The organism is Neobacillus drentensis, assembly GCF_036962125.1.
Taxonomy (GTDB): Bacteria; Bacillota; Bacilli; order Bacillales; family Cytobacillaceae; genus Neobacillus; species Neobacillus drentensis_B.
Genome location: NZ_JBALOA010000005.1, coordinates 67,329 through 86,972 on the forward strand (window position 1 = coordinate 67,329; position 19,644 = coordinate 86,972).

18 protein-coding genes are annotated in these 19,644 nt (G+C 39.1%); 17 read left to right on the plus strand and 1 reads right to left on the minus strand.

Annotated elements, in window-relative coordinates:
* The first annotated feature begins 138 nt into the window (after positions 1–138).
* From coaBC to spoVM, 12 genes are all read left to right on the plus strand, one after another.
* The gene (gene coaBC, locus V7121_RS04930; protein WP_335499438.1) at positions 139–1,362 is read left to right on the plus strand and encodes a bifunctional phosphopantothenoylcysteine decarboxylase/phosphopantothenate--cysteine ligase CoaBC; all 1,224 of its coding nucleotides are present in this window, start codon (positions 139–141) and stop codon (positions 1,360–1,362) included.
* Positions 1,349–3,760, plus strand: a complete 2,412-nt coding sequence (priA, locus tag V7121_RS04935) for a primosomal protein N' (protein WP_335545903.1) — start codon at positions 1,349–1,351, stop codon at positions 3,758–3,760. The genes coaBC and priA overlap by 14 nt, the downstream gene beginning before the upstream one ends.
* A gap of 115 nt (positions 3,761–3,875) precedes the next feature.
* Complete coding sequence (gene def / locus V7121_RS04940; protein ID WP_335499434.1) at positions 3,876–4,361, plus strand: peptide deformylase; 486 nt, start codon at positions 3,876–3,878, stop codon at positions 4,359–4,361.
* On the plus strand, positions 4,358–5,296 hold the full coding sequence (gene fmt, locus V7121_RS04945; protein ID WP_335545905.1) for a methionyl-tRNA formyltransferase: 939 nt from the start codon (positions 4,358–4,360) through the stop codon (positions 5,294–5,296). Before def ends, fmt begins: the two co-directional genes overlap by 4 nt.
* A gap of 1 nt (position 5,297) precedes the next feature.
* Positions 5,298–6,644: a 16S rRNA (cytosine(967)-C(5))-methyltransferase RsmB gene (gene rsmB / locus V7121_RS04950; protein WP_335499430.1), complete on the plus strand. Its 1,347-nt coding sequence runs from the start codon at positions 5,298–5,300 to the stop codon at positions 6,642–6,644.
* Between the two features lie 45 nt (positions 6,645–6,689).
* The gene (rlmN, locus tag V7121_RS04955; protein WP_335499428.1) at positions 6,690–7,781 is read left to right on the plus strand and encodes a 23S rRNA (adenine(2503)-C(2))-methyltransferase RlmN; all 1,092 of its coding nucleotides are present in this window, start codon (positions 6,690–6,692) and stop codon (positions 7,779–7,781) included.
* A gap of 5 nt (positions 7,782–7,786) precedes the next feature.
* A complete protein-coding gene (locus V7121_RS04960; protein ID WP_335499585.1) occupies positions 7,787–8,545 on the plus strand; it encodes a Stp1/IreP family PP2C-type Ser/Thr phosphatase in 759 nt (252 codons plus the stop codon).
* Complete coding sequence (gene pknB / locus V7121_RS04965) at positions 8,542–10,524, plus strand: Stk1 family PASTA domain-containing Ser/Thr kinase (protein ID WP_335499426.1); 1,983 nt, start codon at positions 8,542–8,544, stop codon at positions 10,522–10,524. The genes V7121_RS04960 and pknB overlap by 4 nt, the downstream gene beginning before the upstream one ends.
* 44 nt (positions 10,525–10,568) lie before the next feature.
* The gene (gene rsgA, locus V7121_RS04970) at positions 10,569–11,450 is read left to right on the plus strand and encodes a ribosome small subunit-dependent GTPase A (RefSeq protein ID WP_335499424.1); all 882 of its coding nucleotides are present in this window, start codon (positions 10,569–10,571) and stop codon (positions 11,448–11,450) included.
* Between the two features lie 3 nt (positions 11,451–11,453).
* Positions 11,454–12,098, plus strand: coding sequence for a ribulose-phosphate 3-epimerase (gene rpe / locus V7121_RS04975; protein WP_335499423.1), 645 nt, complete (start codon positions 11,454–11,456; stop codon positions 12,096–12,098).
* Positions 12,099–12,156: 58 nt separating this feature from the next.
* Entirely contained in the window at positions 12,157–12,804 is a 648-nt protein-coding gene (locus V7121_RS04980) for a thiamine diphosphokinase (protein WP_335499421.1), read from the plus strand.
* A gap of 92 nt (positions 12,805–12,896) precedes the next feature.
* Positions 12,897–12,980, plus strand: a complete 84-nt coding sequence (gene spoVM / locus V7121_RS04985) for a stage V sporulation protein SpoVM (protein ID WP_035445740.1) — start codon at positions 12,897–12,899, stop codon at positions 12,978–12,980.
* A gap of 171 nt (positions 12,981–13,151) precedes the next feature.
* Here spoVM and rpmB read toward each other — a convergent pair whose 3' ends face one another.
* A complete protein-coding gene (gene rpmB / locus V7121_RS04990) occupies positions 13,152–13,340 on the minus strand; it encodes a 50S ribosomal protein L28 (RefSeq protein ID WP_026566424.1) in 189 nt (62 codons plus the stop codon).
* Positions 13,341–13,624: 284 nt separating this feature from the next.
* Between rpmB and V7121_RS04995 the strand changes: the two genes are divergently transcribed.
* The 5 genes from V7121_RS04995 (at position 13,625) to plsX (ending at position 19,631) form a co-directional block, all read left to right on the plus strand.
* A complete protein-coding gene (locus V7121_RS04995) occupies positions 13,625–13,987 on the plus strand; it encodes an Asp23/Gls24 family envelope stress response protein (protein ID WP_024030202.1) in 363 nt (120 codons plus the stop codon).
* Positions 13,988–14,023: 36 nt separating this feature from the next.
* Entirely contained in the window at positions 14,024–15,700 is a 1,677-nt protein-coding gene (locus V7121_RS05000; protein ID WP_335499419.1) for a DAK2 domain-containing protein, read from the plus strand.
* A gap of 159 nt (positions 15,701–15,859) precedes the next feature.
* A complete protein-coding gene (recG, locus tag V7121_RS05005) occupies positions 15,860–17,908 on the plus strand; it encodes an ATP-dependent DNA helicase RecG (protein ID WP_335546154.1) in 2,049 nt (682 codons plus the stop codon).
* Positions 17,909–18,050: 142 nt separating this feature from the next.
* Entirely contained in the window at positions 18,051–18,617 is a 567-nt protein-coding gene (fapR, locus tag V7121_RS05010; protein ID WP_335499416.1) for a transcription factor FapR, read from the plus strand.
* A 12-nt stretch (positions 18,618–18,629) separates the two neighbouring features.
* Positions 18,630–19,631, plus strand: a complete 1,002-nt coding sequence (plsX, locus tag V7121_RS05015; RefSeq protein ID WP_335499414.1) for a phosphate acyltransferase PlsX — start codon at positions 18,630–18,632, stop codon at positions 19,629–19,631.
* The last annotated feature ends 13 nt before the right edge of the window (positions 19,632–19,644 follow it).

Here is a 19,644-nt window from a genome sequence, read left to right on the forward strand (position 1 = left end):
CTTATATGTCAGCCTTTTTTATTTTGGAATTTCTATTTATTGTGGATTTTGTCGAATGTCAGTAGGTAAAAGATGAAAAATTGATTTCATTCTTGCATAATAAAAGAAAGACTATTGGACTAAGAAACGGGGGAAGCGATGATGAAAGATAAAAAAATATTATTATGTGTCACAGGTGGAATAGCTGTATATAAAGCAGCAGCACTAACAAGTAAGCTTGTTCAGACGGGAGCACATGTAAAAGTTATTTTAAGTGACTCAGCTCAAAAGTTTGTTACGCCATTAACCTTTCAGGCATTATCCCGTAATGAAGTATATATTGATACCTTTGATGAGATAAATCCGCGTGTCATTGCCCATATTGATTTAGCAGATTGGGCTGATTTAATCCTTGTTGCTCCAGCTACAGCCAATACAATCGGAAAATTAGCTAACGGAATCGCTGATAATATGATTACAACTACACTCCTTGCAGCAACATCACCCGTGTGGATTGCCCCTGCTATGAATGTACATATGTATGATCATCCTGCTGTGAAAAAAAACCTTTCCCTTCTGGCCGAATATGGATACCAATTTATTGAACCTAGTGAGGGTTATCTGGCTTGTGGATATGTAGGAAAGGGTCGATTAGAAGAACCTGAAAAAATCGTCGAGATTGTTCGGGAATACTTTATGAATGCAGGTCACAAACCCTTAAAAGGGAAAACAGTGGTGGTTACAGCAGGACCTACTCGTGAAAAGATTGATCCTGTCCGGTTTATTTCGAATCACTCTACGGGAAAAATGGGTTATGCACTAGCTGAGGAAGCAATAAAACAAGGTGCTCATGTTGTTTTAGTTTCTGGGCCAGTTAATCTTACTCCTCCAATAGGAGTTGAAGTGGTGAAAGTTGAAAGCGCAGAGGATATGTACAACGCGGTCCTGAACTATTATCCATTAGCAGATGTGGTCATAAAAACAGCAGCTGTTGCTGATTACCGTCCAAAAGTTACCTACGATCACAAGGTAAAGAAACAAGCAGGTGACTCGACTATTGAATTAGAAAGAACGAAAGATATTCTGTTAGAGCTGGGAAAGAGAAAGAAAAACCAAGTACTTGTTGGTTTTGCTGCTGAAACCGAAAATGTGGAAGAATACGCCAGAAAAAAATTAACGGTGAAAAATGCCGATATGATTGTTGCCAATAATGTAAAAGCGGAAGGTGCAGGGTTTGGGACGGATACAAACATTGTGACGCTTTTTAAGCGCTCAGGTGCAATTAGGGAATTACCACTGATGTCAAAAAGTAATGTAGCAAAAATGATTATTGAGGAAATTACTTCTCTTATGAAGGATATGGATAAGAATGGAAATAGCTAGTGTGATTGTGGATGTACCAACAAAGCAAACGGATCGGGCCTTTGATTATTTGATTCCGGAACAGTGGAGTGGAGTCATTCAGCCGGGAATGAGGGTGATTGTCCCATTCGGTCCGAGAAAAATCCAGGGGTTTGTCACATCGTTAAAATCACAATCTGAATTTAAGAAATTAAGAGAAATCATCGAACCGATGGAGCTTGAGCCTGTTTTAAACACGGAATTATTGGAACTGGGTGACTGGCTGACAGAACATACACTTTGTTTTAAAATTTTTGCCTATCAGGTCATGCTCCCTGCGGCCTTGAAAGCGAAGTATGAAAAAAGTGTACAGCTTGCCGCAGGTATGCAGATTACTGATCTTCCAGAACCCCTCCATGCTCTTTTTGAAAGCAATCAACTGGTTGACTGGGAAGAAGCCTTGAAGAATGGAATGGTTCCTTTATTACAGAAAGAAGCAGCAAAAGGGAATCTGGAAGTAATTTATATTGTCAAGGAAAAGGTTAAAAAGAAAAAGCTTAAATTTGTTCGCCCGCTTTTATCTTTGGCAGAGTTAAAAGAGGAAGTTGCTCATTTTCCCGCCAAAGCAGAAAAGCAAAAGCAAGTCCTAAGTTATTTCATCGAGCATTTCGATGCAGTTGAAATGCGAAAGCTGGTAGCTGAAAAAATAGCAACATCTGCAACCATCAAAGCTCTCGTAGAGAAAAAGCTTCTTATTGAATTTGAAATGGAAGTTTATCGCGATCCGTTTGAACATAGTACATTTAAGCGTTCAAAGCCGTTACCATTAACAACCTCCCAACAAACAGCAATAGCACCTATTCTTAATTCGATTGAAACAAACCGACATGAAGTCTTTTTGCTTTATGGGGTAACGGGAAGCGGGAAAACAGAGATTTACCTCCAATCGATTCAAGAAGTGATTGAAAGAGGGCAGGAAGCAATTGTCTTAGTGCCTGAAATTTCACTTACCCCACAAATGGTCAATCGGTTTAAAGGAAGATTTGGGGATTTGGTCGCTGTTTTGCACAGTGGTTTATCAGCAGGAGAAAAATACGATGAATGGCGCAAGATTCAACGCAAAGAGGTAAAGGTTGCGGTGGGTGCAAGATCTGCGATATTTGCGCCTTTTGAGAATTTAGGAATTATTATTATTGATGAAGAGCACGAAACAAGCTACAAGCAGGAGGAAATGCCTCGTTACCATGCCAGGGATGTGGCCATTGAAAGGGCACGAACTTATAACTGCCCTGTTGTACTCGGAAGTGCCACCCCGTCACTTGAATCATTTGCCAGGGCTCAAAAGAAGGTATATCATCTGTTATCACTCCCTAGTCGGATGAACAATCAATCGCTCCCTTCGGTAGAGATTATAGATATGCGTGAAGAACTCCGTAATGGCAATCGGTCCATGTTTTCGCGGAAGCTATTTGAGATGCTAAAGGACCGGATCGAAAAAAAACAACAATCTGTTTTATTTTTAAATAAACGAGGACATTCATCCTTTGTGATGTGCCGGGATTGTGGCTATGTCATGAATTGTCCTAATTGCGACATTTCCCTTACTTACCACCGTGTTCATGAACAAATGAAATGTCATTATTGCGGTTATGAAAGTCATGTTCCGAAAGAATGCCCAGAATGTTCAAGTGAGTATATTCGTTATTTTGGAACAGGTACACAAAAGGTGGAGGATGAACTCGGGAAAATACTCCCTGAAGCAAGAGTTATTCGTATGGATGTGGATACGACAGGACGAAAGGGTTCTCATGAACGATTATTAACTGATTTTCAAAATGGAAAAGCAGATATTCTCCTCGGGACACAAATGATTGCGAAAGGCCTGGATTTCCCCAATATCACCCTGGTTGGCGTACTTTCAGCAGATACCATGCTTCATTTACCTGATTTCCGTGCATCTGAAAAAACCTTTCAATTATTAACACAAGTGAGTGGAAGAGCAGGCCGTCACGAATTGCCGGGCGAAGTCATTATTCAGACCTACACACCTGAACACTATAGTATCGAGCTGGCAGGGACACAAGATTATGATCTCTTTTATCAAAGGGAAATGATGATGCGAAAAAACCATCATTATCCACCCTTCTATTATCTATCATTAATCACTGTCAGTCATGAACAATTAATGACAGTCGTTACGGCTACAGAAAAAATTGTTAGCTTTGTACGTTCACAGGTCTCTACCCATGCGGTCGTTTTAGGACCAGCAGCCTCGCCTATTCCTAGGATTAATAATAGATATCGCTATCAATGTCTGATAAAATACAAGCGGGAACCGAACTTGGCAAAAATGTTAAAAACGATTTTAGATCAATACCAAACAGATACCAAAAGTGGATTACTGGTTACAATTGATGTCAATCCATTTATTTTAATGTAAACTGTCTGACCTAAAGGACGTTAAAGGTTAATATTTTGCTTTTTTGGTGAAAATGTAAGCAATAAAAAAATTAATTTACGCCTGAATAAATGGCATTAATAATGGGGGAAATGATTTGCCAACACTTAAAGTAGTAACATACCCTGCTGAAATACTTGAGCAGACGTGCAAGCCAGTAGATAAGTTTGATAGAAAGCTGGCCAAAGTACTAGATAATATGTATGACACGATGATTGAATACGATGGGGTTGGACTTGCTGCTCCGCAGATCGGATTGGATGCAAGAGTTGCCATTGTTGATATTGATGATGAATTAGGGACGATTGAAATGATTAATCCAATCATTTTAGAAACCTCCGGTGAACAGACAGGACCAGAGGGTTGTTTAAGTTTTCCAGGATTATTTGGTGAAGTAACTAGGCCAAATTTTGTTAAGATTGAAGCCTTTGACCGTAAAGGCAGAAAGTACAGATTAGAAGCAGAAGGCTTCCTCGCTAGGGCGATTCAGCATGAAATCGATCATTTAGATGGGATTTTATTTACGACTAAAGTTACAAAATATCTAGAGGAAGATGAAGTAAAAGGGGTAGAAGCTGAATGACGAAGATTGTTTTTATGGGAACTCCGGATTTTTCCGTACCAGTTTTACAACAAATCCTTCATGATGGATATGAAGTTATTGGTGTTGTAACACAACCAGATCGACCGGTCGGAAGAAAAAAGATATTGACACCACCTCCGGTTAAGGTTGAGGCACTAAAACATGGGATTCCAGTATTTCAACCAGAAAAAATCCGTCAAGAAGAAGAGCTCGAGAAAATCCTTTCCTTGAATCCGGATTTAATTATTACAGTTGCGTTCGGACAAATTTTGCCCAATAAATTATTAGAGGCACCAAAACATGGCTGTATTAATGTCCATGCATCCTTACTTCCAGAACTACGCGGCGGTGCTCCAATCCATTACGCTATTATGCAAGGAAAACAAAAAACCGGTGTCACAATCATGTATATGGTTGAAAAATTAGATGCTGGAGATATCTTAACAAGCATCGAAGTTCCAATTACTGAAGACGACAATGTTGGCACACTTCACGTCAAATTAAGTACAGCAGGGGCTAAGTTATTATCGGAAACCCTGCCGCTTCTGTTGGAGGGAAAACTTACTCCGAGACAACAAAACAATGCAGACGCAACTTTTGCATCCAATATTAAACGGGAACAGGAAAAAATTGATTGGGCCAAAACCGGTGAAGAAATCTATAACCATATCCGTGGGTTAAACCCATGGCCAGTTGCATTTACAACCTTGAACGGCCAAGTTTTAAAGATCTGGCGTGCAAGAAAAGTGGCAGGTCTAATGGGAGCCTTGCCTGGGACTGTTATGAAGGTTGAACCCGATGGCTTCACGGTGAGTACGGGGAATGAAACAGCGATACACATCATTGAACTACAGCCTTCTGGGAAAACAAAGATGATGAGTGAACAATTTTTAAGGGGTTCAAAAATATCTATAGGCACGAAGTTGGGAGACTAGCATGACTTCAACAAAAAATAATGTCCGGTCAATTGCAATGGATATGTTAGTTACGATTGAAAAGAATCAATCCTACAGTAATTTACTTCTTAATACGACAATTGAAAAAAATGAGTTGTCAGATAAGGATGTGGGCCTGTTAACAGAATTAGTGTATGGAACATTACAACGAAGAATGGCTCTTGACTATTTTTTAGAGCCTTTTGTCAAAGATAATAAAAAATTAGCAAATTGGGTTCACCATTTATTGAGGCTTACCCTTTATCAAATGGTTTACCTTGATCGAATTCCAGATCGAGCTGCCATTTACGAAGCAGTTGAAATTGCCAAAAATCGAGGGCATAAAGGAATTGGCAGTTTAGTTAATGGCGTCTTACGGAGTATTCAGAGAGAAGGACTTCGATCATTAGAACAAGTGTCCGACCCTAACAAAAGGCTCGCACTTGAAACTAGTCATCCTGAATGGCTAATTAACAGATGGGTTCACCAATTCGGCTTCGATAAAACGAAAGAAATGTGTGAGATAAACTTAACTGCACCTTTGCAAACGGCAAGAGTCAATCTCACGAAAATTTCACGAGATGAATGTGTTGCCATCTTAGAGGAAGATGGTTATCAAATTGAAAAAAGCCCGATTATTCCTGAGGCGATTCGTTCGTTAAAAGGAAACCTGGCTTCGACAATTTCCTTTAAATACGGTATGTTTACCATCCAAGATGAAAGTTCGATGCTCGCAGCCTATGCATTAGGTGCATCGCCAAACGAATATATTCTTGATGCCTGTGCGGCACCAGGCGGGAAAAGTACGCATATAGCTGAAAAAATGGACAATACCGGTGAAGTAATCTCTGTTGATCTTCACCAGCACAAAGTTCGCTTAATCAATGATAATGCTAAACGGTTAGGGCTAGAAAATATTAAAACAAGTGTCTCTGATTCAAGACAATTACAGGAAAAGTTTAAGAATGAGTCATTTGACCGAATTCTACTCGATGCTCCGTGCTCCGGCCTCGGAGTCATGAGGAGAAAGCCAGATATGAAATATACGAAAACTGAGTCGGATATCATGCGTTTAAGTACGATTCAGCAAGACCTATTAACATCCGTAACCCCTTTACTGAAAAAGGGAGGTATTCTTGTTTATAGTACATGTACCGTTGATAAAGAGGAAAATGAGTTCACGGTTAAGACATTCCTCGAGAATAACCCTGAATTTGAAGGGGATTTATCCTTTAAAGACCGAATGCCAGAAGCGATTCAGCCACTTATTACAGGCTTTGATTTGCAGATATTCCCGCAAGATATTGGTTCGGATGGATTCTATATTGCAGTATTAAGAAAAGTGTAAGCGCCTAGGCGTTGGAGCTAGACAATAAGAAAGAAGGTGTAACAGTTGGAACAATTAAATACAACTGAGACAAACACAACTATAGAAATTAAGAAAAGATCAATTTATTCATTGCAGTTACACGAATTAAAGGATTGGCTCTCAGAAAATGGCGAAAAGCCATTTCGTGCCGATCAAATCTTTGAATGGCTTTATAAAAAAAGAATTACAACCTTTGAGGATATGAGTAATGTCTCGAAAGGACTTAGAGATAAGCTTTCTAGTCAATTTGAACTAACTACCTTAAATACGGTGATTCAGCAAACATCGTCTGATGGAACGATTAAGTTCCTGTTTGAGCTTCATGATGGCTACTCCATTGAAACAGTGTTAATGCGCCATGATTATGGGAACTCCGTTTGTGTTACGACACAAGTGGGCTGTCGAATTGGTTGTACCTTTTGCGCATCTACTTTAGGCGGTCTTAAAAGGCATTTAGAAGCTGGTGAGATTGTGGCTCAAGTGGTCAAAGTACAACAAACACTTGATCAAACTGATGAACGTGTTAGTTCAGTGGTTATAATGGGTATTGGCGAGCCTTTCGATAACTACGATAATATGATGGCGTTTTTAAAAATAATTAATCATGAAAAAGCACTTAATATTGGGGCTCGCCATATAACTGTTTCAACAAGTGGAATCGTTCCAAAAATTTATAAGTTTGCTGATGAAGATACTCAAATTAATTTTGCTATTTCTCTGCATGCACCAAATACGGAATTACGTTCACGGTTAATGCCGATTAACAAGGCTTATAAACTTGATGACTTAATGGCTGCGGTAAGGTATTATATCGATAAGACAGGCCGTAGAATAAGCTTTGAATATGGTCTTTTTGGCGGGGTCAACGATTCAGTTGAGCATGCTGAGGAGTTGGCTGAATTATTAAAAGGGTTGAAGTGCCATGTGAATTTAATCCCCGTTAACTATGTTCCAGAAAGGGATTATGTACGGACACCAAGGGAAAAAATCTTTGCTTTTGAAAAAACATTAAAAAACCTTGGGATTAATGTTACGATTCGCAGGGAGCAAGGATCAGATATAGCTGCAGCATGTGGGCAACTTCGTGCAAAGGAGCGGAAAGAGGAGACGAGGTGACAAAAGTGAAAGCAATATTTAGAACGGACCAAGGCAGAGTCCGTCAGAATAATGAAGATAGTGGTGGTACTTTTGTTAATCGGGATGGACACCGCCTTGCCATAGTTGCTGATGGTATGGGCGGTCACCTAGCTGGTGATGTTGCTAGTAAAATGAGTGTTACACATCTCCAGGAAATGTGGGAGAAATCTGAAGGAATTCAAACACCGGACCAGGCGGAAGCTTGGCTAAAAACTCATGTCCTTCAGGTTAATCAATTACTATACGAACATTCAAGAAGTCATGTTGAATGTGAAGGAATGGGCACAACGATTGAAGCTGTGATTGCATCAGAAAATTTTACAACAATCGCACATGTCGGGGATAGTCGTTGTTATATTCTTAATGATACTGGATTTCAGCAGCTTACTGACGACCATACCCTTGTCAATGAATTAGTCCGTACCGGACAAATTACGAAAGAAGATGCGGAGCATCACCCAAGGAAAAATTGGATTTTAAGAGCACTGGGAACCGAATTGGATGTAAAAATCGATATAAAAACGATTATGTTTGAAGAAGGAGATTTTCTACTTTTATGCTCTGATGGCTTGTCTAACAAAGTGAATGAAAAGGAAATGGTCCAAATACTTCAAAATGAAGAACCACTCGAACAAAAGGCTTCTACCCTAATTAACATGGCAAATGAGAATGGTGGAGAAGACAATATAACCCTAATCATATTAGAGTATACTAATGATGTTGAATTGGGTGATGAGCAGTGATTATTGGGAAGAGAATAAGCGGCCGCTATAAAGTTTTAGAAATGATTGGCGGAGGCGGTATGGCCAATGTGTATTTAGCACATGATATGATTTTAGACAGAGAAGTTGCTGTTAAAATGCTCCGCCTTGATTTTGTCAATGATGAGGAATTTATTCGCCGTTTTCATAGAGAAGCACAGTCAGCTACCAGTCTTACCCATCCCAATATTGTAAGTATCTATGATGTAGGAGAAGAGGATTCACTTTACTATATCGTTATGGAATACGTGAATGGGCAAACATTAAAGCAATACATAAACCAACACTCGTCACTTCGTGTTGAAAAAGCCTTAGATATTATGATGCAATTAACTTCTGCCATCTCACATGCCCATCAAAATCATATTATTCATCGTGATATTAAGCCGCATAATATTCTTATTGATCGTAATGGCAATGTGAAAATTACTGATTTTGGAATTGCTATGGCACTTAGTGCAACTAGCATCACCCAGACAAATTCTGTTTTAGGTTCAGTTCACTATTTATCACCCGAGCAAGCCCGAGGCGGTATGGCAAATAGGAAATCTGATATATATTCCCTCGGGATTGTAATGTTTGAAATTTTAACAGGCAGGCTACCGTTCTCTGGAGAATCGGCCGTGTCAATTGCGTTAAAGCATCTCCAATCAGAAACTCCTTCTGTTAGAAGATGGAATTCAAACATTCCGCAAAGTGTTGAGAATATTGTCCTGAAAGCAACTGCAAAAGATCCATTCCATCGTTATAACAGTGTCGATGAAATGGAGGAGGATTTAAGAACGGCTTTGAATCCTGAAAGAATGAATGAACCTAAGTTTATCATTCCGGTTGATGAAGAAGCAACAAAAGCAATACCGATCATAACAAATGACCGTCCATATAAAAACATGGATGAAACTTTAGTGCATAGTACTGAAAAAATTGTTCAAAACAAAAAGGATAAACCAAAAAAGGAGAAAAAGATTAAGAAGGAACGGAAAAAATGGCCAATGATCTTAATTTCGACTTTTCTAATCCTTTGTGTTCTTGGATTATTAGCTTTTACATTTTTACCGCCATTATTATCTGCAAAGGATATCAAAGTCCCTGATGTGAGTGGGATGGAATTATCTGATGCAATTTCAAAGCTTAAGCTTAATGGCTTAGAGGTAGATAACCAAATCGAAATCTCGGATGACAAGATTGAGCAAGGTGAAGTTATCAAGACTGATCCGGAAATTGGATCTACGGTAAAGGAAAACACAAAAGTTACCTTATATGTTAGTACAGGTAAAAGAAAAACAGAGCTTTCAGATTATGTTGGCAGACTTTATGATGACGTTTTCCGTTTATTGGAAGGTAGGAATTTTAAAGATATTAAGAAAACCGAGAAATTTGATGAAAGTGAACCAGGAACGATCCTTAACCAATCCCCACCTGGTGGTGACGAGATTATCCCTGAAGATACTGTTTTAGAATTTGAAGTTAGCAAAGGACCAGAAAAAATTATCCTCAAGGACTTGACCCAATACACTTTTAAAAGTGCAGAAGACTATGCTTCCTTAGTAGGACTCAAGATAGAGAAAGAGGAAAAGTTTGATGAAAAGGTTCCAGCAGATATGGTTATATCGCAAACACCAAAACCTGGGACAGAAATGACTAAGGGAGAAACAATAACCGTTATTATCTCAAAAGGTAAAGAGGAAAAGCCACCTAAAACGGTAGTCAAGGATATTACAATCGATTATGAACCGACCGTTCCGGTCGCCGGTGAACCAGTTCCTAAGCAGGAGGTTCTCATCTATATTGAAGATATGAATCATAGCATGACGGAACCAGCAGAAACCTTTTTTATAACTGAAACTACAAAAAAACAAATTGAATTAACGATTCCATACGGCGGAAAAGCTGGGTATAGAGTAATCCGGGACACCAAGGTCATAGCGGAGGATGTAATTAACTATTCTGAAACGGAATAATCAATATCGGTGTGTTTTTAATTGAAAGGGCAAGGAGTGTGGCTATGCCTGAAGGAAAAATTGTTAAAGCATTAAGTGGTTTCTATTATGTACTTGGAAACGATAAGTTAATACAATGCCGTGGTAGGGGGGTATTTAGAAAAAATAAGGTTACCCCCCTAGTGGGTGACGAGGTTGTTTTTCAAGCTGAAAATGACTTGGAAGGTTACATTATGGAGGTTAAGCCTCGCAAGAATGAGTTAATACGTCCGCCGATTGCAAATGTAGATCAAGCCATACTTGTTTTTTCAGCAGTTGAACCAGAATTCAGTACAGTGTTATTAGATCGTTTCCTAGTGCTTGTTGAATTTAACCGAATTGAGCCACTTATCTGTATTACCAAAATGGACCTTACAAACGATGATGAACAAAAAATGATCAAGGAGTATGCAGAGCAGTATACAGCGGCCGGTTATAAGGTGATTCTTACCTCCTCCGAAACAGAAGCAGGTATTGAATTGTTAAGTCCGCATGTCGATAATAAAATATCTGTTTTTGCTGGTCAATCAGGTGTGGGGAAATCATCCTTACTTAATGTACTCAGACCCGATCTTGAGTTAAAAACAAATGATATCTCATCACATCTAGGCCGAGGTAAGCACACGACAAGGCATGTGGAATTAATCAAGATTGGAAATGGGCTAATTGCAGATACGCCAGGATTTAGTTCATTGGAATTCACCAATATTGAAGCGGAAGATTTGACTTTTTGTTTCCCAGAAATACAAAGTGCAAGTGAGAATTGTAAATTTCGAGGCTGTTTGCATGTAACTGAACCAAAGTGTGGAGTCAAACTAGCGATGGAAAACGGTGAAATCCCAACCTATCGTTACCAACATTATTTAGACTTCCTCCAGGAGATAAAAGATAGAAAGCCGAGGTATTAACTAATGGTAAAAATAGCACCTTCAATACTTTCAGCCGATTTTTCGAAATTGGGTGAAGAAATCATAGCTGTGGAAAAAGGTGGAGCAGACTACATTCATATAGATGTGATGGATGGTCATTTTGTACCTAATATCACAATTGGACCCCTAATTGTAGAAGCCATTCGTCCAATCACGAAACTTCCGCTTGATGTCCATCTTATGATTGAGAACCCTGATCAGTATATTGAGGCATTTGCCAAGGCAGGAGCTGATTATATTACTGTCCATGTGGAAGCCTGCAGGCACCTGCACCGGACCATCCAAAATATTAAGTCTTATGGAATTAAAGCCGGTGTGGTATTAAATCCCGCAACACCCGTGGAATCAATTCAACATATTATTGGAGATATTGATATGGTGTTATTAATGTCAGTTAATCCGGGGTTCGGCGGACAAAAATTTATTCCAGAGGTCCTTCCGAAAATAAGAAAAGTAAAAGAAATGGCTGACCAAAAAGGGTTAAATATAGAGATAGAAATTGATGGCGGTGTTAATTCAGAAACGGCAAGGCTTTGTATGGAAGCAGGGGCAAATGTCCTCGTTGCTGGATCTGCGATTTATAATCAAGAAGATTATGCGAAGGCAATTTCGCTAATAAGAGGTTAATGGAAAGGGCCAGCTTAAGTGCTGGCTTTTTGCATATTTTAAAAAGGGAGACGTATTGATGATCATTAATATTCTTGCCGGGGGACCTGAAGACCACTTGCCGACTTTAACAGAATACTTGAATGAAGATGCAATCTGGGTCGGAGTAGATCGAGGTGTCTATCATTTATTAAACAGAGACATAACCCCAGACATTGCTTTTGGGGATTTTGATTCTGTTACGTCGAAGGAATTAGAGTATATTGAGGGACGTGTAACTGAATTTAAGAAGTTTAGACCAGAAAAAGATGAAACGGACATGGAACTAGCTCTTAATTGGGCACTAAAACAGCACCCAAGCACTATCCGTATATTTGGTGCAACTGGAGGAAGACTGGATCACTTATTTGCAAATGTTCATTTATTGGTTGCACAGTTCAAAGAAAAAAATGAAGTTGAGATTTGTTTAATTGACCGTAATAACATTGTTTTTATTAAGGAAGCAGGCAGCTACACCATTGAAAAAATAGATACAAAAAAATATATTTCCTTTGTTCCTTTAACACAAAATATCCGCAATCTCACCCTAGAGGGCTTTAAATTTCCTTTGAAAAATCGTCATATTTCTATCGGTTCAACACTATGTATTAGTAATGAACTTATTAGTGATTATGGTACTTTTTCATTTTCAGAAGGCATATTAATAGTGATAAGAAGTCACGATTAATAGGTACTGATTTCGACCGTTTGAATAATATGGTAGGGCGTTCGAAAAAAGTTGAGTTGAAATAAGCTGGGAGATTTGTGAGGAGGGACAGTATGAAATTCTATACAATTAAACTGCCGAAGTTTTTAGGTGGACTTGTCCGTGCGATGATTGGGGCGTTTAAGAAAAACGAATAGTATGGGTTTATAGGTTTGATTAACTTTCTTTATTGAATGGCACCCGTTAAAATTGGGTGCTTTTTATTTTGTTTTTTGGGGAATATTATACAATAGGGTAAAAAGTTAAATTGTACTTTTTTGTACAAAAAGAAAAGACATCCTTAGCGGATGTCTTCTCAAACGGTCATATTAAACGCGTTCTACTTTACCTGATTTCAACGCTCTTGCAGAAACCCAAACACGTTTAGGCTTACCATCAACAAGAATACGTACTTTTTGTAGGTTAGCACCCCATGTACGCTTATTTGCGTTCATAGCGTGAGAACGTGCGTTACCAGTTGTTGTTTTCTTTCCAGTTACAACACATTGACGTGGCATAATGATTTCCCTCCTTAACTACCAAAAGCTTTATACAGCAATCTTTAAGATTCTCATCTGGATAAAGAAAATTGTTAGAACAAATTTTCTAGACTTGAGATACCTTAATAATTTATCATACAACTTATTTGATTGCAATAGTTACCTTTCAAGAAAAAAGCCTTGACATCACTAAATATTAAATGCTCTTATAGTAAACAGGCAGGAATAACTTTCAATATTGCAGTGACTATAGTAAAATGACTGTAGTCAAGGAGCAATTTTTTCAGGAGGGGGAACGATTCATGTCCATTGAATTAAAAACTAAGTACGGACAAATTGATATTTCAAACGAAGTAATCGCTACCATCGCTGGAGGAGCGGCAATTGAATGCTATGGAATTGTCGGTATGGCCTCAAAGAACCAAATTAAAGATGGAATTACTGAAATACTTCGAAGAGAAAATTTCACTCGGGGCGTAATTGTTCGCCAAGAGAATGAGGCATTACATATTGATATGTACATTATTGTTAGCTATGGAACGAAAATTTCTGAAATTGCCCACAACGTGCAATCAAAGGTTAAATATACCCTCGATAAGACTGTTGGACTTGCCGTTGACTCGGTAAATATTTACGTTCAGGGAGTTCGCGTGACGAACCCGTAAGTTCGCTAGGCGAACTTAAGTAGAGGAGGAAAGTTTGTGTCAATAACAGCTTTAGATGGAAAACGTTTCGCCGAAATGGTGATTCAAGGGGCCAATCATTTAGCAGCAAATGCAAAAATGGTTGATGCTTTAAACGTTTTTCCCGTGCCCGATGGTGATACTGGAACAAACATGAATTTATCAATGGCATCAGGGGCAAAGGAAGTAAAAAATAATGTTCAAGATCATATAGGAAAAGTTGGAATAGCCCTTTCCAAGGGGTTGCTAATGGGAGCGCGCGGGAATTCAGGAGTCATTCTTTCACAGTTATTCCGTGGTTTTTCAAAGGCAATTGAAACGAAGGCGCAAATCTCGGGGGCAGATTTTGCACATGCCTTTGATGCTGGAGTAGAGACAGCTTATAAAGCAGTCATGAAACCTGTAGAAGGAACTATTTTAACCGTTGCTAAAGATTCGGCTAAAAAGGCTGTTCAGGCAGCTGAGACTTCAAACGACATCATTGTCATTATGGAAGAAGTATTAAAAGAAGCTAGAGCTTCTTTAAAACGTACTCCGGATTTACTCCCAGTATTAAAGGAAGTTGGCGTGGTTGACAGTGGTGGTCAAGGACTTGTTTTTGTATACGAAGGATTTCTAGCTGTTTTAAAAGGTGAAAAGCTGCCTGATACACCTTCTGCATCTTTGTCCATGGATGAGTTGGTTAATACAGAGCACCATAAAAGTGTTCAGGGACACATTAACACAGAGGATATTGAATTTGGATATTGTACTGAATTTATGGTCCGCTTTGAATCTGAAAAGACGGCAATACACCCCTTCGATGAAGGCATCTTCAGAAATGATCTCAGCAAATTAGGAGATTCTTTATTGGTTATTGCCGATGAGGATGTTGTAAAGGTTCATATTCATTCTGAACAGCCTGGAGAAGTATTAAGTTACGGGCAACAGTTTGGAAACCTAATAAATATGAAGATAGAAAATATGCGCCAGCAACACACCAATATCGTTGGCGAAACACATGTTGCTCCTGTTGCCAATAAGGGGCCAAAAGAGCAGCAAGAATATGGAATTGTAGCTGTTTCGATGGGTTCAGGTGTTGCCGATTTATTTAAAAGTATAGGTGCCCATGCTGTGATTGAAGGTGGGCAAACAATGAATCCAAGCACAGAGGATCTCGTTAAGGCTGTTAAAGAGGTCAATTCTAAAAAGGTATTTATTTTACCTAATAATAAAAACATTATTATGGCAGCCCAGCAGGCAGCTGATGTTTCGGAAGAAGATATTTTTGTGATTCCGTCCAAAACGGTCCCACAAGGTCTATCAGCTCTGTTAGCTTTCAATCCTTCCGCTGACCTAGAGACAAATGAAGCTGCGATGAATGATGCGTTAATGCATGTGAAAACTGGTCAAATAACCTTTGCTGTTCGTGATACTCAAATTGATGGGTTAGAAATCGAGAAAGATGATTTCATGGGGATAGCCGAAGGGAAAATTGTTGTAAAAAACAAGAACAAAGGACTAGTAGCGGAGGACTTACTTTCACAAATGCTCGATGAGGATTCAGAAATATTAACGATCATTTATGGAGAAGATGTCAGCCAAGAAGAAGTTAACAAACTCACACAGTTTGTAGAAGAAAATTATCAAGATGTTGAAGTAGAAATCCACAATGGTAAGCAGCCGTTGTATTCATTTATCTTTTCAATTGAATAAGGAACGGCTAAAATAGAAGGGGAAACCCCTTCTTTTTTTGTCGAAAAAAAGTGAAAATAAAGAAGCTGTATTAAAAGCAATAGCGCGAAGGGAGGGTTGGCGGTGACACCGACAAGTCGAAAACTGGAAGCTAAGTCTTCGGTAATCCGCAAAGTAATAGTGAATCCACATCTTAATCAATCAATAACCGTCTTAAAGGGAATTGGTGAAGAAACTGCTGAGATTTTTTCAGAAATGAAAATTTTTACGATTGAAGATTTATTGGAGTATTTTCCTTATCGCTATGAAGATTACCGCCTCCGCGATATCACAGAGGTGCAGCATGATGAAAAGGTAACGGTGGAAGGGAAGGTTCATAGCGAGCCTTCTCTTAACTATTATGGCAGGAAAAAGTCCAAGCTGATGTTTCGCTTTTTTGTTGGAGCACATCTAATTAAAGTAGTCTTTTTTAACCAACCCTATCTAAAGAATAAAATTATCATTAATGAAACGATTACGATTACAGGAAAATGGGATGCTCATCGGCAAACGATTACTGCAAACGAGATGCAGATCGGCACAAGTGCAAAAGCAAAGGATTTTGAGCCGGTATATTCATTAAGAGGGAAATTAACGACAAAGGGAATCCGTAAATTTATCAGCATTGCTTTTCATCAATATGGACAGTTTATTGAAGAAACACTGCCATTAGCTTTCCTGAAAAAATATCGACTCCTAGACAGACAGGCTGCATTCAAAGCAATGCACTTTCCCGACAGTCAAGAAGATGTGAAACAGGCTCGGAGACGAATTGTATATGAAGAATTTCTTTTGTTTCAATTAAAAATGCAAGCCCTAAGGAAATTTGAGAGGGAACATTCCCCAGGAGTTTGTCAAAACTATGACATAACAAAGGTAGAGGTATTTATTAATAGTCTGCCTTTTCCACTGACAAATGCCCAAAAACGGGTTGTCCATGAAGTTTTGGCTGAACTCAAATCACCACTCCGCATGAACCGTTTGCTGCAAGGTGATGTTGGCTCAGGGAAAACAGTGGTTGCAGCGATTGGTTTGTATGCCAGTGTCACGGCAGGTTTTCAGGGTGCGTTAATGGTACCAACAGAAATATTAGCTGAGCAGCATGCCGAAAGCTTAAAAATTATGTTAGAACCATGTGGTGTCAGGTGTGAACTGTTGACGAGTTCGGTTAAAGGAAAACGTCGCAAAGAAATACTCCTCGAACTAGCAGCAGGGAATGTTGACATATTAATAGGGACACATGCATTAATACAAGATGAAGTCGTCTTCAAAAGACTTGGATTTGTCATCACGGATGAGCAGCATCGCTTTGGAGTTGAACAGCGACGAGTTCTTAGAGAAAAAGGTGAGAATCCTGACGTGCTTTTTATGACGGCGACACCGATTCCTCGAACCCTTGCGATTACTGTTTTTGGTGAAATGGATGTTTCAATCATAGATGAAATGCCAGCAGGGCGAAAGGCGATTGAAACTTATTGGGCAAAACCGGAAATGCTTGAACGGGTGCTTGCTTTTGTTGAAAAAGAGTTACGAAAAGGGCACCAAGCCTATGTTATTTGCCCGCTTATTGAAGAATCAGAAAAACTCGATGTCCAAAACGCCATTGACGTATATACAACATTAAGTCACTATTTTCAAAACCGTTATAAAGCAGGCCTAATGCACGGTCGGTTAAGTTCAGAAGAAAAGGATGCGGTAATGAAGGATTTTAGTGCCAACAAAGTACAGGTGCTAGTCTCCACTACAGTTGTAGAGGTTGGAGTAAATGTTCCGAATGCGACGATGATGGTGATTTATGATGCAGAACGGTTCGGTCTTTCACAGCTTCATCAATTGCGCGGACGGGTGGGACGCGGCAGTGATCAATCCTACTGTATTTTGCTGGCAAGTCCAAAAACAGATGTGGGACAAGAAAGAATGCGAATTATGACCGAAACGAATGATGGGTTCGTCTTAAGTGAGAAGGACTTAGAACTTAGAGGTCCAGGTGACTTTTTCGGCAGAAAGCAAAGCGGAGTTCCTGAATTTAAGGTTGCTGATATGGTACATGATTATCGGGCCCTTGAAACAGCTAGAACTGATGCGGTGATGCTGATTCAGTCAGAAACATTTTGGAGTTCCCCAGAATACCAATATTTAAGAAATATCCTTGATGAATCAGGTGTTTTAGAAGGGGAAAAACTAGATTAATTCAAACCTTTTCCCCTTTATGAGTTCTTAATAAGAAGGTGCAAATAATTATGTGTTATAAACTAATTCTTGCAATCTTCTTTTTCGAATTTTATACTACTATTAGTACCTAGTCATAAGAATCGCGGACGGTGTAAAATACATGAGAAAAACTAAAAAAGAGCGACAACAATTGTTGGCTTCTACCATAGTAGAGAATCCTTTTATTACGGATGAAGATCTAGCAGAAAAATTTCAGGTAAGTGTCCAAACCATTCGTCTAGACCGTTTAGAATTATCAATTCCTGAACTCAGGGAACGGATCAAGACTGTAGCTGAGAAACGATTTGATGATGAAGTCCGCTCGTTGCCGCTAGAAGAAGTGATTGGAGAAATTATTCATATAGAATTGGATCAGAATGCGATATCAATTTTTGATGTAAAAAAGGAGCATGTGTTCAAAAGAAATAACATTGCTCGTGGCCATCATGTATTCGCACAGGCTAATTCCCTAGCTGTGGCAGTAATTAATGATGAATTAGCGTTAACAGCAAAAGCTAATATTCAATTTAAGCGGTTGGTAAAATTGAATGAGCGGGTAATTGCCAAAGCAAAGGTAACAAAAATTGATGGGAACTTGGGCAGAACAAGTGTCGAAGTGGCAAGTTTTGTAAATAATGAACTTGTTTTTACCGGAGAATTTGAAATGTACCGTTCGAAAAATCGGTAAAGGATGAAGAAAATGAAACTAGCAATCGATGCAATGGGCGGCGACCATGCCCCAAAAGAAATAGTCTTAGGTGCATTAAAAGCTGTACAAGCATATTCAGACATACATATTACCCTTGTTGGGGATGAAAATAAAATTAAAGAAACATTAACTACTCATGAACGGATTTCAGTCATTCATACCACTGAAGTAATCCTTGGAACAGATGAGCCTGTAAAAGCGGTTCGTCGTAAAAAGAATGCCTCGATGGTCCTAGCTGCCCAGCAAGTAGCAGATGGGCTGGCAGATGCCTGTATTTCAGCAGGAAATACAGGTGCATTAGTTGCTGCAGGTCTTTTTGTGGTTGGGAGAATAACAGGGATTCACCGCCCAGCCTTAGCACCAACATTACCGACCATAGGCGGCGAAGGATTTTTGTTATTAGATGTCGGCGCAAATGCGGATGCCAAGGCTGAGCATCTACTACAATATGGACAGATGGGTTCAATTTACAGTCAAAAGGTTAGAGGAATCAGAAAGCCAAGGGTCGGCCTTTTAAATATCGGGACCGAGGAAAAGAAAGGGAATGAACTTACCAAACAAGCCTTCGAATTGTTGAAACATGCCGAGATTAACTTTGTCGGGAATGTAGAAGCTAGGGATTTATTAGAAGGTGTTGCTGATGTTGTTGTGACAGATGGATTTACTGGAAACATGGTCTTAAAAACAACCGAAGGAACCGCCCTTTCTATGTTTAAAATGTTAAAAACTGCCTTAATGAGTAGTTTTACAAGTAAATTAGCCGCAGCAGTGCTGAAACCTAATTTTAAAACCTTAAAAAATACAATGGATTATTCTGAATATGGTGGTGCTGCCTTGTTTGGATTAAACGCTCCTGTAATTAAAGCACACGGCTCCTCCAATGCCCAAGCGATTTTTAGTGCGATTAGACAAACTAGGGAAATGGTAAGCAATGATGTCGTTGGTTTAATTAAGATGTCAACCGAAGAAGCAAATAGCGACAAAGCAGAATAGTAAAGGAGTTTTC